The organism is Blastococcus sp. SYSU DS0533, from assembly GCF_054050775.1.
In genome coordinates, this window is record NZ_JBJGZZ010000009.1 from 43,664 (window position 1) to 58,100 (window position 14,437).

The window sequence follows — 14,437 nt, forward strand, 5'->3', positions numbered from 1 at the left end:
GCGGGGCAGAGCGCTACGTGCCGAGTGGCCCCAGGCCCCGACGGGGAGGAGCGGATGGGACCGACCCCGGAAGGTCCTGCAGGACGTCAGGCCGGGCTGGCGGAGAGGTCCAGCCGGTCCAGCGCCGCGGCGAGGTCACCCGGGGTGTCGAAGACGTCGACCGCGCCGGCTCCGCGCAGCTCGTCGTCGCCGAACCCGCCGGAGCGCACCACGAGCGCGGGCATCCCGGCGTTCGCCGCCGCCTCGACGTCGAAGACCGAGTCCCCCACGACGACGCTGGGGGCGTCCACCGGCTCGCCCAGCTTCTGCAGCGCCACCTGCAGCAGATCGGGTGCCGGCTTGCTCGACTCGACGTCCTCGCTGGTCGTCCACGCCTCCGCGAGGTCCCGGGCGCCCAGCAGGTCGAGGAAGTGGTCGACGTGCTTGGCCTTGCCGGAGCTGGCCAGCACCACGCGGTGACCGCGGTCGCCCAACGCGGTGAGCAGGTGGCGGGCCCCGGGCAGCGGCGCCACCTCGTCGATGAGCCGGTCGAACTCCGCCACCCAGCGGCCGCGCGCCTCCTCACCGATGCGCGCCTCGACGTCGTCCCCGCCGAGTGCGGCCGGCAGGCGGTCACCACCCATGCCGATCAGCCGGTGGATGCGCCAGACCGGGTAGGTCTCGCCCAGCGACCGGAAGGCCCGGTACCAGGCGAGCGCGTGCTGGTAGTTGGTGTCGACGAGCGTGCCGTCGACGTCGAGGACGGCGATGCGGAGGTCACCCATGCGCCGACCAGTGCCCCACCAGGGCGGCGGTTAGTGCACTAGACGCCGTCTGCGTGGACGAGCAGGCCGCGCACCGTCTCGCCGGCGGCCTGGTCGCGGTAGCCCTGGTTCACCTCGTCGAGGGTGTAGCGGCGGGTGATCAGCCGGTCGAGCTCCAGCCGGCCCTCCTCGTGCAGCCGCAGCAGCCGGGGGATGTCGGTGAACGGGTTGCAGGAGCCGAACATCGAGCCCTGCACCCGGTGCTCGAACACGGTGGTGACCTGCCCGTTCAGCGTCGCCCGCCCCTCCTCGGGCCGATCGGCGAGCGCGGTCAGCACCAGGGTGCCGCCCTTGCCGAGGCAGGCCGAGGCCGCCTTGAACACCTCACCGGTCATCTTCCCCACCGTCACGACGACGACGTCGGCGCCGGTGCCCCGGGACAGCTCACGCGCGAGCGCGACCGCCTCACCGGCGTCGGCGACCGTGCGGGTGGCGCCCAGCGACTCGGCGAACTCCCGCTTCATGGCCACCGGGTCGACGCCGATGACGTGCATGGCGCCGGCGTGCACCGCGCCCTGCACGGCGTTCACGCCCACGCCGCCGAGGCCGACGACGACCACGGTGTCACCGGGCCGGACGCCACCGGAGTACACCGCCGACCCCCACCCGGTCGGCACGCTGCAGGCCACCAGGGCCGCGGTGTCCAGCGGCAGCCAGGGGTCGATCTTCACGCAGGAGAACTCGCTGAGCAGGGTATGCCGCGCGAACGCGCCGATCATGCAGAACCCGCCCAGCGGCTCGCCGTCCAGGCGGTAGGGGAAGGTGCCGGTGGGCAGCTGGCCGGTGGCGATGGTCGCGCCCTTGTCGCACAGGTTCGAGCGGCCCGACGCGCAGAAGCGGCAGTGCCCGCAGGCCGGCAGGAAGCTCGTGACGACGTGGTCGCCGGGGGCCACGCCGGTGACACCGGCCCCCACGGCCTGCACGACGCCCGAGCCCTCGTGGCCGCCGACGATCGGGTAGCGCCCGCCGGGGTTGGCGTGCCGCAGGTGCTCGTCGGAGTGGCACAGGCCGGCGTAGGCCATCTCGACCAGCACCTCGCCGGGGCCGGGGTCGAGCACCTCCAGGTCGACGACCTCGTACTCGGTTCCGGCCTCGCGCAGCACCGCAGCTCTCGTCCGCACCGGGCGGCTCCTCCTCGCAGTCGTCGTCCGGGCACCCGGGGCCTCCGGCCGGGTCCGCCCGCGGTCATCGTGCCTGGTCGGTCCCGCGCGCCTGGCGCACACCCCCGGAGGCCACCCGCCGGACGTACCGGCCGGTCGGTCCCCCGGGCGAACACGACCCCCCGTACCTGAGCTGGGACTGCGGGTGAGGAGACCGACCGGCGTGCGCGGGAAAAGGCGCGGGCGCACGTGCGCGCGGTGGCCCACGGACTGTTCGCCGAGCACGGGTACGACGCGGTCACCGTCGCCGACGTCGCCCGCGTGGCCGACGTCGCCGTCCAGACGGTGTTCAACCACTTCTCCACCGAGGAGGAGCTCTTCTTCGACGGCCGCACCCCGTGGGCGACCGGCCCGGCCGACGCGGTGCGGCACCGGCCCTCCACCGAGTGCCCGCTGTCGGCCCTGATCGGCTACCTCGGCGGGTTCGTGCGCGACCGGGCCGAGGCCCTGCAGGACGCCGAGCACCGGCACCACCTGCGGCTCATCGTCGACTCGGACGCCCTGCGTGCGCACGAGCGCCACCTGGTGGACGAGTGCGAACGGCTGCTCGCCGAGGCCCTGACCGAGGCCTGGACCCACCCGGATTCCGCCCACGACGGCCTCGTGCCGGAGGACCCGGGCACGACGGCCGCGCTCACGGCTGCCACGTGGCTCTCGGCGATCCGGGCGCTGCTGCTGCGGCGGCTCCGCGCCGCCGCCGGCCCGCAGCCGGCGAGCCAGGCCTGCTGAACCCGGCCGGCCCCTCGGACCGCTCAGACGGCGACGGTCTCGCCGACCGGCCGGAGCAGCGGCAGGAGCACCTCGTCGGCGACGAACTCGACCTGGTCGACCGTCAGCGGCTCGGCCATCCGGTAGCGCTGCCACCAGAAGGCCTCGAGCACCGAGGCCAGCAGCCGCAGCCGCTCCAGGCGCACGGGCTCCCCGCGCTGCTGGGCCCGCTCGCCGAGCGTCTGGACGGCGGCGGCCAGCGGCTGGACGAGCGCCTCGTCGAGCCCCGCCCGCAGCTCCTCGTCGTGACGGGCCGCCCCGACGAGGCTGGCGACCGCGCGCTCCTCCCGGTCCAGCGGCCGGGTCCAGCGCTCGGTGATCAGGCCCAGCAGGTCGGCGCGCAGCGATCCGGCGTCCTCGGGCAGCACCACCAGCTCGAACCGGTTCACCGCTGCCCGGGCCAGCGCCGACATGGACGGCCACCGGCGGTAGATGCCAGCCTTGCCCGCGCGGGCACGGGCCGCGATGCGGTCGCTGTTCAGGCGGCCCCAGCCCTCGTCGGCCAGGATGTCGACGGCCACGGCGAGCAGTTGCTCGGACAGCTCCGCGCTCAGCGGACGTCCCGGCGTCCCGCTCACAGCATGATCCCGTCACCACTGGTCATGTGCACCGGGACATCCTGAACCCTCGTCGGGGCCACCACAACGATCTCGATCATCTGAGGTGCGGATAACTCGCCGCGCAACGGGCGTTGACTCCCCCCGTCCGAGCCGGTCAGGCGCCTGCGGCGCTCTCGACGTGCACCCGGAGCTGCGCGCCGTCGTCGGAGAGCGACCCCTGCGCCCGCGCGCCGGCGATCATCCCGTCCCACCGCGTCGTCCAGTCCGGTGCCGTCGCCCGGGGCTCCGCGGCGGCCCGGAGGGCGGCCACGTCCAGGACCGCGGACTCGGCGTCCTGCAGCCGGCCCAGGCCCGACCGCTCCAGCGCCTCGGCCGCCTCCTCGTCGGTGACGACGCCCAGCGCCAGGTGCAGGGTGGCCAGGTCCTCGACGTCGACCACCCGTGCCTCGGGGCGCTCGTCGGCACCCGTGACGATCTCGACGATCATGCGGTCCTCCTCGGTCAGACGTGCCAGGGGAATCGGGTGAAATCGGGGTCGCGCTTCTCGAGGAAGGCGTCCCGGCCCTCGACGGCCTCCTCGCCCATGTAGGCCAGCCGGGTGGTCTCCCCGGCGAAGAGCTGCTGGCCGACCAGGCCGTCGTCGATCAGGTTGAACGAGTACTTGAGCATCCGCTGGGCGGTCGGCGACTTCGCCACGATCTTCCGGCCCCAGTCCAGCGCGGTCGCCTCGAGCTCCGCGTGGGGGACGACGCGGTTGACCATGCCCATGGCGTGGGCGTCGGCGGCGGTGTACTCCTCGCCGAGGAAGAAGATCTCGCGCGCGAACTTCTGGCCGACCTGCCGCGCCAGGTACGCCGAGCCGAAACCGCCGTCGAAGCTGCCGACGTCGGCGTCGGTCTGCTTGAACCGGGCGTGCTCCGCGCTGGCGAGGGTCAGGTCGCTGACCACGTGCAGGCTGTGCCCGCCGCCGGCCGCCCAGCCGGGGACCACGCAGATGACCACCTTCGGCATGAAGCGGATCAGCCGCTGGGCCTCCAGGACGTGCAGCCGGCCGCTCGAGCGCCCCTTCTCGTGCTCGTAGCCGTACCGTCCCCGCACCCGCTGGTCGCCGCCGGAGCAGAACGCCCAGCCGCCGTCCTTCGGGCTCGGGCCGTTGCCGGTGAGGAGCACGCAGCCGACGTCGGTGGACAGCCGGGCGTGCTCGAGCGCGGTGATCAGCTCGTCGACGGTCTGCGGCCGGAAGGCGTTGCGCACCTCGGGGCGGTCGAAGGCGATGCGGACGACACCGGCGTCCACGGCGCGGTGGTAGGTGATGTCGGCGAAGTCGAAGCCCTCGACCGGCGCCCAGGCGGAGCTGTCGAAGATCTCGGAGACGTCGTCGCGGGCGCTCATGCGCCGAACCTAACCCGCGGCCCGTGGCGGAGCAGCGCCGTCCCGGAGCAGCGGCCGCAACCGGTCCAGCGACGCGGCCAGGCCGGGGTGCAGCGCGACCGCGGCCAGCCCCGCCAGCGGCACCCAGGCCACGCCGTCGCTCTCGCCGTCCAGCCGGAGGTCCACCGCCTCGAACGAGCGCACCGGCCGGGCCAGCACGGTCGTGTAGGCCCAGCCGCCGTGGTCGTCCACCGACTGCGCACCCAGGACGACGTCGGCCGCGGTGAGCCCCAGCTCCTCCCGCACCTCCCGCAGGGCGCCGTCGGCCGGGGCCTCCCCCGCGTGCAGTGCGCCGCCGGGGGTGCCCCACGTGCCCCCGTGGTGGGACCACCACGCCCGGTGCTGGAGCAGCAGCTCGACGCCGTCGGGGCCGTCGCGGTGGATCAGCAGGCCGGCCGCCCCGGCCCGCCCCCAGTGGCGGTGCCCCTGGTCGCAGACGGTCCAGCCGTCGGTCGAGGAGAGCACCCCGCCAGTGAACCCGGTCGCGCGCCGCCGCGCCGGACCAGGCGGCGCGAGGCCCGCAGGACCGGGCGGGACCGACGAGTACCCCGGGGGAGCTCGGACTACGTTGCGTGGAGGCACCCACGCCCGACGGAGGAGCGCACACCGATGAGCACCACCACGACCATGGCCGAGCTGCAGGGGCTGACCGGCACCGAGCTCGGCACCAGCGACTGGCACGAGGTCACCCAGGAGCACGTGAACCAGTTCGCCGAGGCGACCGGTGACCACCAGTGGATCCACGTCGACGTCGAGCGCGCGCAGAAGGAGAGCCCCTTCGGCGGCCCGATCGCGCACGGCTACCTCACGCTGTCGCTGCTGGCCTCCCTCTCGTCGCAGGTCCTCGCCGTGACCGACACGGTGATGGGCGTGAACTACGGCCTGAACAAGGTGCGCTTCCCCTCCCCCGTGCCGGTGGGCTCCCGCGTCCGGCTGACGGCGACCCTGAAGTCGGTGGAGGAGGTCACCGGCGGCCTGCAGGTGACGCTGGGTGCGGTGATCGAGCGCGAGGGCGGCGACAAGCCGGTCTGCATCGCCGAGCCGGTCTTCCGCTACTACGGCGGCTGAACGTCGGGTGCGCATCGCCGTCTTCACCGGGTCGCACGCCGGACCGCCGGCCCACGCGGAAGCCGCCGAGGCCTTCGCCACCGGGCTCGCGCAGGCCGGCGTCGGCATCGTCTACGGCGGCGGCCGCGTCGGGATGATGGGGGTCGTCGCCGACGCCGCCCTCGCCGCCGGCGGTGAGGTCGTGGGCGTCATCCCGCAGCACCTCGTCGACGACGAGCTCGCCCACGCCGGCCTGCCCCGCCTCGAGGTGGTGGCGACCATGCACGAGCGCAAGGCGCTGATGGCCGACCTCGCCGACGGGTTCGTCGCCCTCCCCGGCGCCGCGGGCACCCTCGAGGAGCTCTTCGAGGCCTGGACGTGGGGCATGCTCGGACTGCACGCCAAGCCGGCGGCGCTGCTGGACGTCGGCGGCTTCTGGCAGCCGCTGCTGGCCCAGCTGCGCCGCATGGTCGACGACGGCTACCTCGACGCGGCGCGGCTGGACGCGCTCGGCGTGGTGGACGACGCCACCGGTCTGCTGCGCTTCGTCGAGGGATACGTGCACCCGCCGCGGAAGTGGACGGCGCCCTCGTCGTCCTGAGGGCGCAGCCGTAACCCGGGGGCAACACGGCCCGTGGTGCACTGGGCCCGTGGCTCCCCGCCAGGTCCGCCGGTCGCGGATCGTCCACGGGCACAAGCGGGCCTTCCTCCTCGCCGGGGAGGGCCCGCCGCTGCTGCTGCTCCACGGGATCGGGAACACCTGCCAGACCTGGGCCGGCGTGATCGACCGCCTCGCCGAGGCGCACACCGTCATCGCGCCCGACCTGCTCGGTCACGGCGACTCCGACAAGCCGCGGGGCGACTACTCCATCGCGGCGTACGCCAACGGCATGCGCGACCTGCTCTCCGTGCTCGACGTCGAGCAGGCCACCGTGGTCGGGCACTCGCTCGGCGGCGGCATCGCCCTGCAGTTCGCCTACCAGTTCCCCGAGCGGTGCCAGCGGCTGGCGCTCGTGGGCAGCGGCGGGCTGGGGCCCGAGCTCTCCGCGGGCCTGCGGGCGGCCACGCTCCCCGGGGCCGAACTCGTGGTGAGCGCGCTCGCCGGCGTCTCCGGGCCGCTGCGCGGCGGCCTGCGGGTGGTCGAGAGCCTCGGCCGCGCCGCCGGGTGGCGGCAGGTCGGTGACCTCGCCGAGGCCGTCGACGCCCTGCTCGCCCTGCACGACGTCGAGGCCCGGCGGGCGTTCCTGCGGACCCTGCGCGGGGTGGTCGACGTCCGGGGGCAGGCGGTGACCGCCCTGGACCGGCTGTACCTCGCCGACTCCGTGCCCATGCTGGTGGTCTGGGGTGGCCGCGACCCGATCGTCCCGGCCCAGCACGCCGAGACGGTGCGCACCGCCGTTCCCTCGGCGCGGGTCGAGGTGTTCGAGGACGCGGGCCACTGGCCGCACCTCGACGAGCCCGACCGCTTCTGCGACGTGCTGCTGGACTTCGTCGCCACCACCGAGCCGGCCGACCACGACCTGGACAGCTGGCGCCGGTTGCTCGCCCAGAACTGGGACGGCGTCCCGCGCCCGGTCGCGCGCTGATCGGGGCGCCTCACCTAGCGTCGGGCGGGTGGAGCACTGGGACGTCGTCGTCGTCGGAGGGGGCCCGGCCGGCGCCGCTGCCGCCCTGGCCGCCCGGCAGGCCGATCCGGCGGCCCGCGTCCTGGTGCTCGACCGGGCGGAGTTCCCCCGCGACAAGGTCTGCGGCGACGGCATCGCGGCCGAGGCGCTGGACGTCCTCGCCGGGCTGGGGGTGGACCCGGCCACCGTCACCGACGGTTTCCCCGCGATCCCGCGGCTGCGGCTCACCTCGCCGCGCGGGACCACGGTCGAGCGGGCCACCGAGCGCCCCTCGCACGTCATCCCCCGGGTGGTGCTCGACGCCCGGCTCGTCGCGGCCGCCCAGGAGGCGGGGGCGGTGCTCCGCCGCCGGCAGGTGCGGCAGGTGGTGGCGCACCCGGACGGCGTCGAGGTGGACGGTTCCCTCACCGCCGGGGTGCTGATCGGGGCCGACGGCGCGGAGTCGGTGGTCCGGCGGGCGCTGCGGGTGCGCCGCAACGCACCCGACGAGCTCGCCGTGGCGCTGCGCGGCTACGCCCCCGAGCCGCCGGGGCAGGCGGGGGTGCAGGTCATCACCACCACCGACCAGCGCTGGCCGGCATACGCCTGGTCCTTCCCCGTCGGCGACGGGCGGGCCAACGTCGGGTACGGCGAGCTGGTCTCCGGCGGGGCGAGCCGGGCCGGCCTGGAGGAGGGGTTGCGCCGGCTGCTGCCCGGCGTCGCGCCCGACGGGCTGCGCGCCCACCGGCTGCCGCTGAGCACCGGGCGGCCGCGGCAGCCCGACGGGCGGGTGCTGCTGGCCGGGGACGCCACCGCGCTGGTCAACCCGCTCACCGGCGAAGGCATCTTCTACGCGACGCTGTCGGGCGCGCTCGCCGGTGCGGCCGCGGGGGCGGGGGCGGAGGCCGGCGCCACCTACCGGCGGGCGCTGGGCCGCCGCCTCGGCCGGCACCTGCGGCACTCCTCGACGGCGTCGTGGCTGAGCCGCCGCGCGGCGTTGATGGACGCGGTGCTGCGCTCGGCCGGGGCGCGGCAGGAGGTGTTCGACGACGTGGTGCGGCTCGGGCTGGCCGACGGCCGGCTCACCCTGCGGGCGCTCGCCGGAGCGGCGCGCCACCTGCCCCGGCCGTAGTCCGCGGCGAGCGCCACCTCGACGCGCCCCCGGTCACCGCGCTCGGCGGCGTAGGGGGCGACGTCGGCGGAGGAGCAGAGCTCGCGGAGGTCGCTCACCGCAGCACGCCGAGGACGGCCAGGATCGAGCCGGAGAAGACCGAGTCGGTGATGGCCGCCGCGACCGGCTGGGAGTGGAAGAGCATGACCACCCCCGCGACCGCCAGGGTGACGAAGGCTCCCGCCCGGTCAGCACCGCCGCGCCGACCGCCAGCACGGTCGCCGCCGTTCGCGCGGCGGCACGGGGGTCGCGCGCTCGGAGGGAGGACGGGAAGGCCGACTCCCCTGCACCGGCACGGGCCCGTCGGTACCTGAGCGCGCCGCCCCGACGGGTGCCCCCGGCACGCCGTCCGGCCCGGTCAGCGCAGCGCCGTCACCAGGGGGACACCCGAGGCGCCGAAGGTCTGCACGACGAACCCCAGCTCGGCCAGCGTGTCGGCCAGGGCGGCGTCCATGAGCTCCTGCACCGCCTCCACGGCCGCGTCGCCCCGCGAGAGCTGCACGCCCATCCGGTCGTGGGTGCGCCAGCTGACCAGGACACCGCAGGAGCCGGTATCGGGCACGAGGCAGACCCCGCCGGCGGTGCCCGCTCCCGCGGCGTCGTGGAGGGGCAGCCCCGCCTCGACGAGCGCCGCGGCGACCTCCACGACGAGGGTGGTCAGCGGGTCGGTGTCGGTGAGCAGCGCGTCCCAGTCCTCGGGGAGCCGATCGAGCTGGTCGCCGAGCTCGGCCAGCCAGGCCCGGTCCGCCGGGGAGGGCCGGGGGGCGATGCTGCCGTCGGGGCGCGGAGCACCGAAGACCGAGACCGCCGGGAGCTCGCCGGCCAGCGCGGCCCAGTCGGCGTCGATGCGGTCGTCGAACGGACCGGCCAGCACCTGCGCGGCCTCGTCGACGAGCCACCAGGCGTGCGCGGCACCCGGGGCGGCGACGGCCGCGCGGGCCGGGGCCTCGGCGGGCCGGACGGCGACGGCGACCGCCTGCGGCTGCGCCTGCCCGCCGCCGGAGGGGGCGGCGGCGACCCGGCGGCCGGCCGGGTGGGTGCCCGAGGCGCGCGCCGCCGCACGCTGGGCCTGCTCGCCGGCGGCGGCCCGGGCGTGCTCGTACCGGGCGGTCGAGCTGGCGCCGAGCGCGACCACGACCGCGGTGCAGAGCAGGAAGCCCAGCAGCGTCGCGGCCGGCCACAGCAGCATCGTGCCCATGATCACCGGGGACTCCTCCGTGCGCGCGTCGCGGCCGGGGAAGGTGCCGCGATCACGGGAGAAGTTACGGCGCACCGACCTGCTCATCGGCGGCTCGGACATGGCTCGGGAACGCCCGTCACCTGATCGTTGCGACCGGCCCCGCCACCGTCCGGTCACCCCTCCCCCGGGTCACCGCCATGTCGACACGGAAGCCGCTGACCTGGGCGTATGTGCCGCAGGCGACCTCGGTCGCGCTGCTGCTGGCAACCGACCGGCATGTCGCGCGGGTGGCGGGTGCGAGGGCGTGCCCGGGACGCGGAACGGCCCGCCGGCGGGTGCCGGCGGGCCGTTCGCGTGGTGCGCTAGCGGGTCAGTTGACCCGCACCTGCATGAGGGCGCCCTGCGCGCTCATCCCGGTGACGGTGATCGTCGTGCCGGTCTTCGGCACGTCGACGCCCGTCCAGCCGTTGGCGTCGGGCTGCTCGCCCGGCGCGACCCACCAGTCGAGCGTGTCGTCGAAGGTCGGGACGGCCGGCAGGCCACCGACCTTCTGGCCCACGCCGGTGTCCGGGTCGTGCAGCGTGATCTTGTCGGTCGGCTGCAGCCCGAAGGTGGAGTCGTAGGACTGGACGCGCGGCCGCCAGCTCTCGCCGTCGGTGCGGTCCTCGCCCTCGTCGTCGGTCGGCTCGTAGAGCAGGCCCGGGTGGGCGTCGACCGGGAGGACCAGGCCGGCGCCGGGGTGGGCACCGACGTTGTTGTCGCTGTACTGGGTGTTCCAGTAGCTGATCAGCAGACCGTCCTGGTACGGGAAGTGCTCCACCCAGTTCGGCCGACGCGGGTCGCCGAAGTTGTACGGCCCCGTCTTCAGGCCCGTGTCGTAACCGGTGTAGGCCCGGTTCTCGAGGATGTAGGCGTTGAAGTGCGAGTTCGTGGTCGTGCCGGTGGTGACCTCGAAGCCGTCCAGGGTCCACTCCGTCACCGGGGCGTCGTCGATCGCCACGGCGTCGACCTGCAGGCCGGGCTCGGTGGCGGCACCGTCGGTCCAGTAGCGGAAGCCGACCAGCGCACCGTCGGGCACGTCCGCCAGGCTCGCCGTGAGGTCGACCCACTCACCACCGGTGCTGCCGGTGATGCCCTGGCCGAAGTTCTGGCCGTTGGGGTCGGTCGTCGTCGACAGGTTCGTCGGGATCGAGGTGAGGGTGTTCCCGCCGTCGGTGGAGTAGACCGCGTAGGCGTAGTCCCAGTCCTGCTCGATCTGGTAGTTGACCTTGGCGGTCAGCTCGCCGGCGCCGGCGGGCTTGGCGGCCAGCATGCTGTGGTCGAGGTTGTCGCCCGAGCCCGAGTACCAGAAGTCCTCACCCTCGAACGGCGTGCCGATCTGGGTGGTGACCTCCTTCTCGGGGAGGACGACGACGGCGGCCTGGTTCTCCTTGGAGTTGTAGGCCGACGGGCCGAGGCGCAGGTCGGCGCTCGCACCGGGGGCCACGACCTCGTAGTTCAGCCAGCCCAGCTGCAGCTTCTCCCAGGCGCCCATGTGGATCGGCTGGGTGCCGATGCCGTCCTCGGGGCGGCCGGAGTTGCCGTAGGAGCCGGAGCTCATCAGCGTCCAGAAGGCGGTGCTGTTCTCCGCGCCGCCGCTGTTGCCCGAGGTGTCGTAGAGGTCGGGCAGACCGAGGTCGTGGCCGAACTCGTGCGCGAAGACGCCGACGCCGCCGTTCTCGGGCTCGACGGTGTAGTCACCGATCCAGTACTTCGACCCGCCGACCGGCGCGCCGCCGAGCGGGTTGACCGCGCCGTCGACCGTGGGCCCGGCGGCACCGATCCGGTTGGTCTGGTTGTACCAGCGGTGGCTCCAGATGGCGTCGTCGCCGAGGACGCCGCCACCGACCTCCTCGCCCTCACCGGAGTGCACGGCCTGGAAGTGGTCGATGTAGCCGTCGGCCTCGTCGAAGTTGCCGTCGCCGTCGGAGTCGTAGCGGTCCCAGACGTCGAACTGCGAGAGGTACTCGTCGATCTGCTCCGGGGTCTGCCCGGACGCGAGCTGACCCTCGTACCAGGCGGTCGTCGAGTCGTTGATGAAGGCCCAGACGGCGCTGTCGCCCAGGTCGTTGTCGCCGTAGGAGGCGCCGGTGCCCGGCACCTGCACCCAGTCCTCGACCTCACCGGTGACGGTGTAGCGGCCCGAGGAGAGCTGCTCGTAGAAGTTCGCCACGGAGTTCACGCCCGGGGCGGAGTTGTAGAGCAGGTTGTCGAAGTAGCCCTGCGAGAAGTCCTCGGTCCAGATGGTGGTGTTGTCCACGGACCGCTTGGGCGCGGGGATCGAGTTGTGCGGCAGGTCGCTGAACTCGCCGAGGACGGTCCAGATCGCGTCGCTGTCCTCCTGGGCCAGCTCGACGTAGCGGCCGCGGGCGACCTCCACGACCTTGTTGTTGCCACGCGGCGTGGCCTGCCCGGTGAGCACCTGCTCGAGCGCCTCGGCGCGCAGCTGCTGCTGCGTCTCGGCGAGCGGGTTGGGCAGGTCGTGCGCGCGCTGAGGCGTCGCGGGGGCGTCTTCAGCGGGGGGTGCGGCGGAAGCCGTCACGGGGACCGCCATGACCAGGGCGGCGCCGGCGACGACGGCCAGAGCTCTCTTCAAGGATGCGTCTCCTGGGTCAGAGGAAGACCGTCCAGCCGACCGGCGGGGAGCCACCGGCGGCCCTCGCGGGCGGTCGGCCGGGACGTTAGGTGAGCCTCGCAACTCTGTCCACAGAGCGGTACGGACCGGTCACGCACGGGAACGCGGTCCGCGGTCGCGGACTCCCGGGGCGACCTGCTTCTTCACGCTTGCGAAACGGTCCGGGAAACCTGGGAGAAGGCTGGCGGGCGTCCCAGCACATGGGACACGACGCGCCGATCTGAGATCCACGGCACCTCTCGGGCGACTTCTCGGTACGCGTCGGCCGGGCGGGCGCGGCGGCTCGACCGACCCCGCGCGGGACGTGGCCCCGGCTGGTCAGCGCGGCGCTCCGGTCGACCCGGGCGGGCGCGCGCCGGACGCCCGGACCCACCACCCTGTGTCCGGGACGTCCTGCGGCGCCGCAGAGCGGAGGGCGTGGGATTCGAACCCACGAAGAGGGGTTACCTCTTAGCGGTTTTCAAGACCGCCGCCATCGGCCACTAGGCGAGCCCTCCTGGCGCCGTCGAGGCTAGTGCGTCGCGCGGCGCACGCGTTGCCGGGCCGCGGTCGCCACCCGGTGCCGGCCGGGGGTGCGGTCGCCGGTCGGCGTGGCCCCGACGTCGCCCGCCGGCCTCCCGACGTCGCGGACACCGGGCCCGCACCGTCCCTCGAAGGCCGTCTTCCGGGAAGTCGGGCGCGGCCGGTGCCGGCGCCGGGTGCGGGTCGGGCCGGCGCCGGAGCCGGCTGCACGGCGCGCTCCGCGCAGGAGCACCATGACCGTGATGTCCGCCGTCGCCGACCGGTCGCCCACGACCACCCCCGGGCACCTCCCTCCCGCCACGCCACGCGCCGCCTCGTGAGCGCGCCCGTCACCCGGCGCACCGCCTGGCGGCTGGCCCTGCCCGCCGCCGCCCTCGTGCTCGTCGCGCTGTGCCTGCGTGCGCCGTTCGCCGCCGTCGGCCCCCTGCTGGCCGAGCTCGGCGACGAGCTCACCCTCTCCACCGGCGCCCTGGCGGTGGTCACCGCGCTGCCGCTGGTCTGCTTCGGGCTGGTCTCGCCGTTCGCACCGGCCCTGGCCGCCCGGCTGGGGGTGCACCGGGCGGTGCTGCTCGGCGTCCTGGCGCTGGCCGCCGGCATCGTGCTCCGGCTCGCCGGCGTACCGGGGCTCTTCGTCGGCACGGTCCTGCTCACCGGCGGCGTCGCCGTCGCCAACGTGCTCCTGCCGGCCGCGGCCCGCGCGGAGTACGGCAACCGCAGCGCCGTGGTGCTCGGGATGGTCGTCGCCGCCATGGCGGGCTCGGCCGGCATCGGCGCGGGGCTCGCCCAGCCGCTGGCCGCGCTGGGCGGCAGCGCCGTCACCGGCCTGCTGCTGTGGGTGGTGCCGGTGCTGGCCGCGCTGGTCGGGATCGCTGCGCTCACCGGGGCGCGCCGGGCGGTGCCGCCCCCACCGGCGGCCCCGGCGGGCGCCCGCACCGCCGTTCTGCGCGATCGCGTGGCGCTGGCGGTGACGCTCTTCTTCGGGCTCCAGTCGCTGTCGTTCTACGCGATGCTCACCTGGCTGGCCGAGGTGCTGGAGGCCGAGGCAGGTGTCTCGTCGGTCGCCGCCGGCGGGCTGCTGGCGCTCGCCGCCGCGCTGGGGGTACCCGCGTCGCTCCTCGTCCCCCCGCTGGCCGCACGCCGCCCGGGCCAGGCCGGCTGGGTGCTGGCCGGCACGCTGCCGGTGGTCGCCGGCATCACCGGCCTGCTGCTCGCCCCCACGGCCGCCCCGCTGCTGTGGACGCTGCTCTGGGGCGCCGGTACCGGCATCGCCTTCCCGCTGGCGATGGCGCTGATCCTGCAGCGCACCCGCGACGTCGGGCAGACCGGCCGGCTCTCGGCGTCCGCGCAGAGCGTGGGCTACCTGGTGGCCGCGACCGGCCCCCTGGCCGTGGGACTGCTGCACGAGGCGACCGGCGCGTGGGCACCCGGGCTCTGGCTGCTGCTCGGCGTCGTGGTCACCCAGCTCGCGGTCGGCCTGGCCGCCGCCCGCCCCCGGCTCGTCGGCGAGTCCGTCTGAG

General features: G+C 75.0%; 14 protein-coding genes and 1 tRNA gene. 6 read left to right on the forward strand and 9 right to left on the reverse strand.

Annotation, left to right across the window (positions count from 1 at the left end; genetic code table 11):
• Nucleotides 1-86: 86 nt before the first annotated feature.
• Nucleotides 87-764: an HAD family hydrolase gene (locus tag ACI79W_RS12390; protein WP_456562384.1), complete on the reverse strand. Its 678-nt coding sequence runs from the start codon at nt 762-764 to the stop codon at nt 87-89.
• Between the two features lie 38 nt (nt 765-802).
• A complete protein-coding gene (locus ACI79W_RS12395; protein WP_456562385.1) occupies nt 803-1,924 on the reverse strand; it encodes an NDMA-dependent alcohol dehydrogenase in 1,122 nt (373 codons plus the stop codon).
• A gap of 237 nt (nt 1,925-2,161) precedes the next feature.
• On the opposite strand from ACI79W_RS12395, the gene ACI79W_RS12400 reads away from it, so the two are divergent.
• Complete coding sequence (locus ACI79W_RS12400) at nt 2,162-2,692, forward strand: TetR/AcrR family transcriptional regulator (protein ID WP_456562386.1); 531 nt, start codon at nt 2,162-2,164, stop codon at nt 2,690-2,692.
• A 23-nt stretch (nt 2,693-2,715) separates the two neighbouring features.
• On the opposite strand, the gene ACI79W_RS12405 is transcribed toward ACI79W_RS12400, so the two are convergent.
• From ACI79W_RS12405 to ACI79W_RS12420, 4 genes are all read right to left on the reverse strand, one after another.
• Nucleotides 2,716-3,309, reverse strand: coding sequence for a TetR-like C-terminal domain-containing protein (locus tag ACI79W_RS12405; protein ID WP_456562387.1), 594 nt, complete (start codon nt 3,307-3,309; stop codon nt 2,716-2,718).
• A 136-nt stretch (nt 3,310-3,445) separates the two neighbouring features.
• Nucleotides 3,446-3,778, reverse strand: coding sequence for a hypothetical protein (locus ACI79W_RS12410; protein WP_456562388.1), 333 nt, complete (start codon nt 3,776-3,778; stop codon nt 3,446-3,448).
• Between the two features lie 14 nt (nt 3,779-3,792).
• Entirely contained in the window at nt 3,793-4,683 is an 891-nt protein-coding gene (locus ACI79W_RS12415) for a 1,4-dihydroxy-2-naphthoyl-CoA synthase (RefSeq protein ID WP_456562389.1), read from the reverse strand.
• A gap of 9 nt (nt 4,684-4,692) precedes the next feature.
• Complete coding sequence (locus ACI79W_RS12420; RefSeq protein WP_456562390.1) at nt 4,693-5,187, reverse strand: NUDIX domain-containing protein; 495 nt, start codon at nt 5,185-5,187, stop codon at nt 4,693-4,695.
• 144 nt (nt 5,188-5,331) lie between these two features.
• Here ACI79W_RS12420 and ACI79W_RS12425 point away from each other — a divergent pair, with 144 nt between their 5' ends.
• From ACI79W_RS12425 to ACI79W_RS12440, 4 genes are read left to right on the forward strand one after another with little or no spacing between them, the layout of a single operon-like run.
• Nucleotides 5,332-5,790, forward strand: a complete 459-nt coding sequence (locus tag ACI79W_RS12425; protein WP_456562391.1) for a MaoC family dehydratase — start codon at nt 5,332-5,334, stop codon at nt 5,788-5,790.
• Nucleotides 5,791-5,797: 7 nt separating this feature from the next.
• Nucleotides 5,798-6,370, forward strand: coding sequence for an LOG family protein (locus ACI79W_RS12430; protein WP_456562392.1), 573 nt, complete (start codon nt 5,798-5,800; stop codon nt 6,368-6,370).
• Nucleotides 6,371-6,419: 49 nt separating this feature from the next.
• Nucleotides 6,420-7,355, forward strand: coding sequence for an alpha/beta fold hydrolase (locus ACI79W_RS12435; RefSeq protein ID WP_456562393.1), 936 nt, complete (start codon nt 6,420-6,422; stop codon nt 7,353-7,355).
• A gap of 28 nt (nt 7,356-7,383) precedes the next feature.
• Complete coding sequence (locus tag ACI79W_RS12440; protein ID WP_456562394.1) at nt 7,384-8,505, forward strand: geranylgeranyl reductase family protein; 1,122 nt, start codon at nt 7,384-7,386, stop codon at nt 8,503-8,505.
• Between the two features lie 397 nt (nt 8,506-8,902).
• Here the strand turns inward: ACI79W_RS12440 and ACI79W_RS12445 are convergent, their stop codons facing one another.
• The 3 genes from ACI79W_RS12445 to ACI79W_RS12455 all read right to left on the reverse strand — a co-directional run bounded on the left by ACI79W_RS12445 (nt 8,903) and on the right by ACI79W_RS12455 (nt 12,895).
• Nucleotides 8,903-9,829, reverse strand: a complete 927-nt coding sequence (locus tag ACI79W_RS12445; protein WP_456562395.1) for a hypothetical protein — start codon at nt 9,827-9,829, stop codon at nt 8,903-8,905.
• 265 nt (nt 9,830-10,094) lie between these two features.
• On the reverse strand, nt 10,095-12,359 hold the full coding sequence (locus ACI79W_RS12450) for an immune inhibitor A domain-containing protein (protein ID WP_456562396.1): 2,265 nt from the start codon (nt 12,357-12,359) through the stop codon (nt 10,095-10,097).
• 448 nt (nt 12,360-12,807) lie between these two features.
• Nucleotides 12,808-12,895 (reverse strand) — tRNA-Ser (locus tag ACI79W_RS12455).
• 341 nt (nt 12,896-13,236) lie between these two features.
• Between ACI79W_RS12455 and ACI79W_RS12460 the strand changes: the two genes are divergently transcribed.
• A complete protein-coding gene (locus tag ACI79W_RS12460) occupies nt 13,237-14,436 on the forward strand; it encodes an MFS transporter (RefSeq protein WP_456562397.1) in 1,200 nt (399 codons plus the stop codon).
• The last annotated feature ends 1 nt before the right edge of the window (nt 14,437 follow it).

Bases quoted from the DNA above. Each gene is read 5' to 3' on its own strand.
- ACI79W_RS12390 (WP_456562384.1), bottom strand. From the start codon at position 764: ATGGGTGACCTCCGCATCGCCGTCCTCGACGTCGACGGCACGCTCGTC.
- ACI79W_RS12415 (WP_456562389.1), bottom strand. From the start codon at position 4,683: ATGAGCGCCCGCGACGACGTCTCCGAGATCTTCGACAGCTCCGCCTGG.
- ACI79W_RS12425 (WP_456562391.1), top strand. From the start codon at position 5,332: ATGAGCACCACCACGACCATGGCCGAGCTGCAGGGGCTGACCGGCACC.
- ACI79W_RS12410 (WP_456562388.1), bottom strand. From the start codon at position 3,778: ATGATCGTCGAGATCGTCACGGGTGCCGACGAGCGCCCCGAGGCACGG.
- ACI79W_RS12445 (WP_456562395.1), bottom strand. From the start codon at position 9,829: ATGAGCAGGTCGGTGCGCCGTAACTTCTCCCGTGATCGCGGCACCTTC.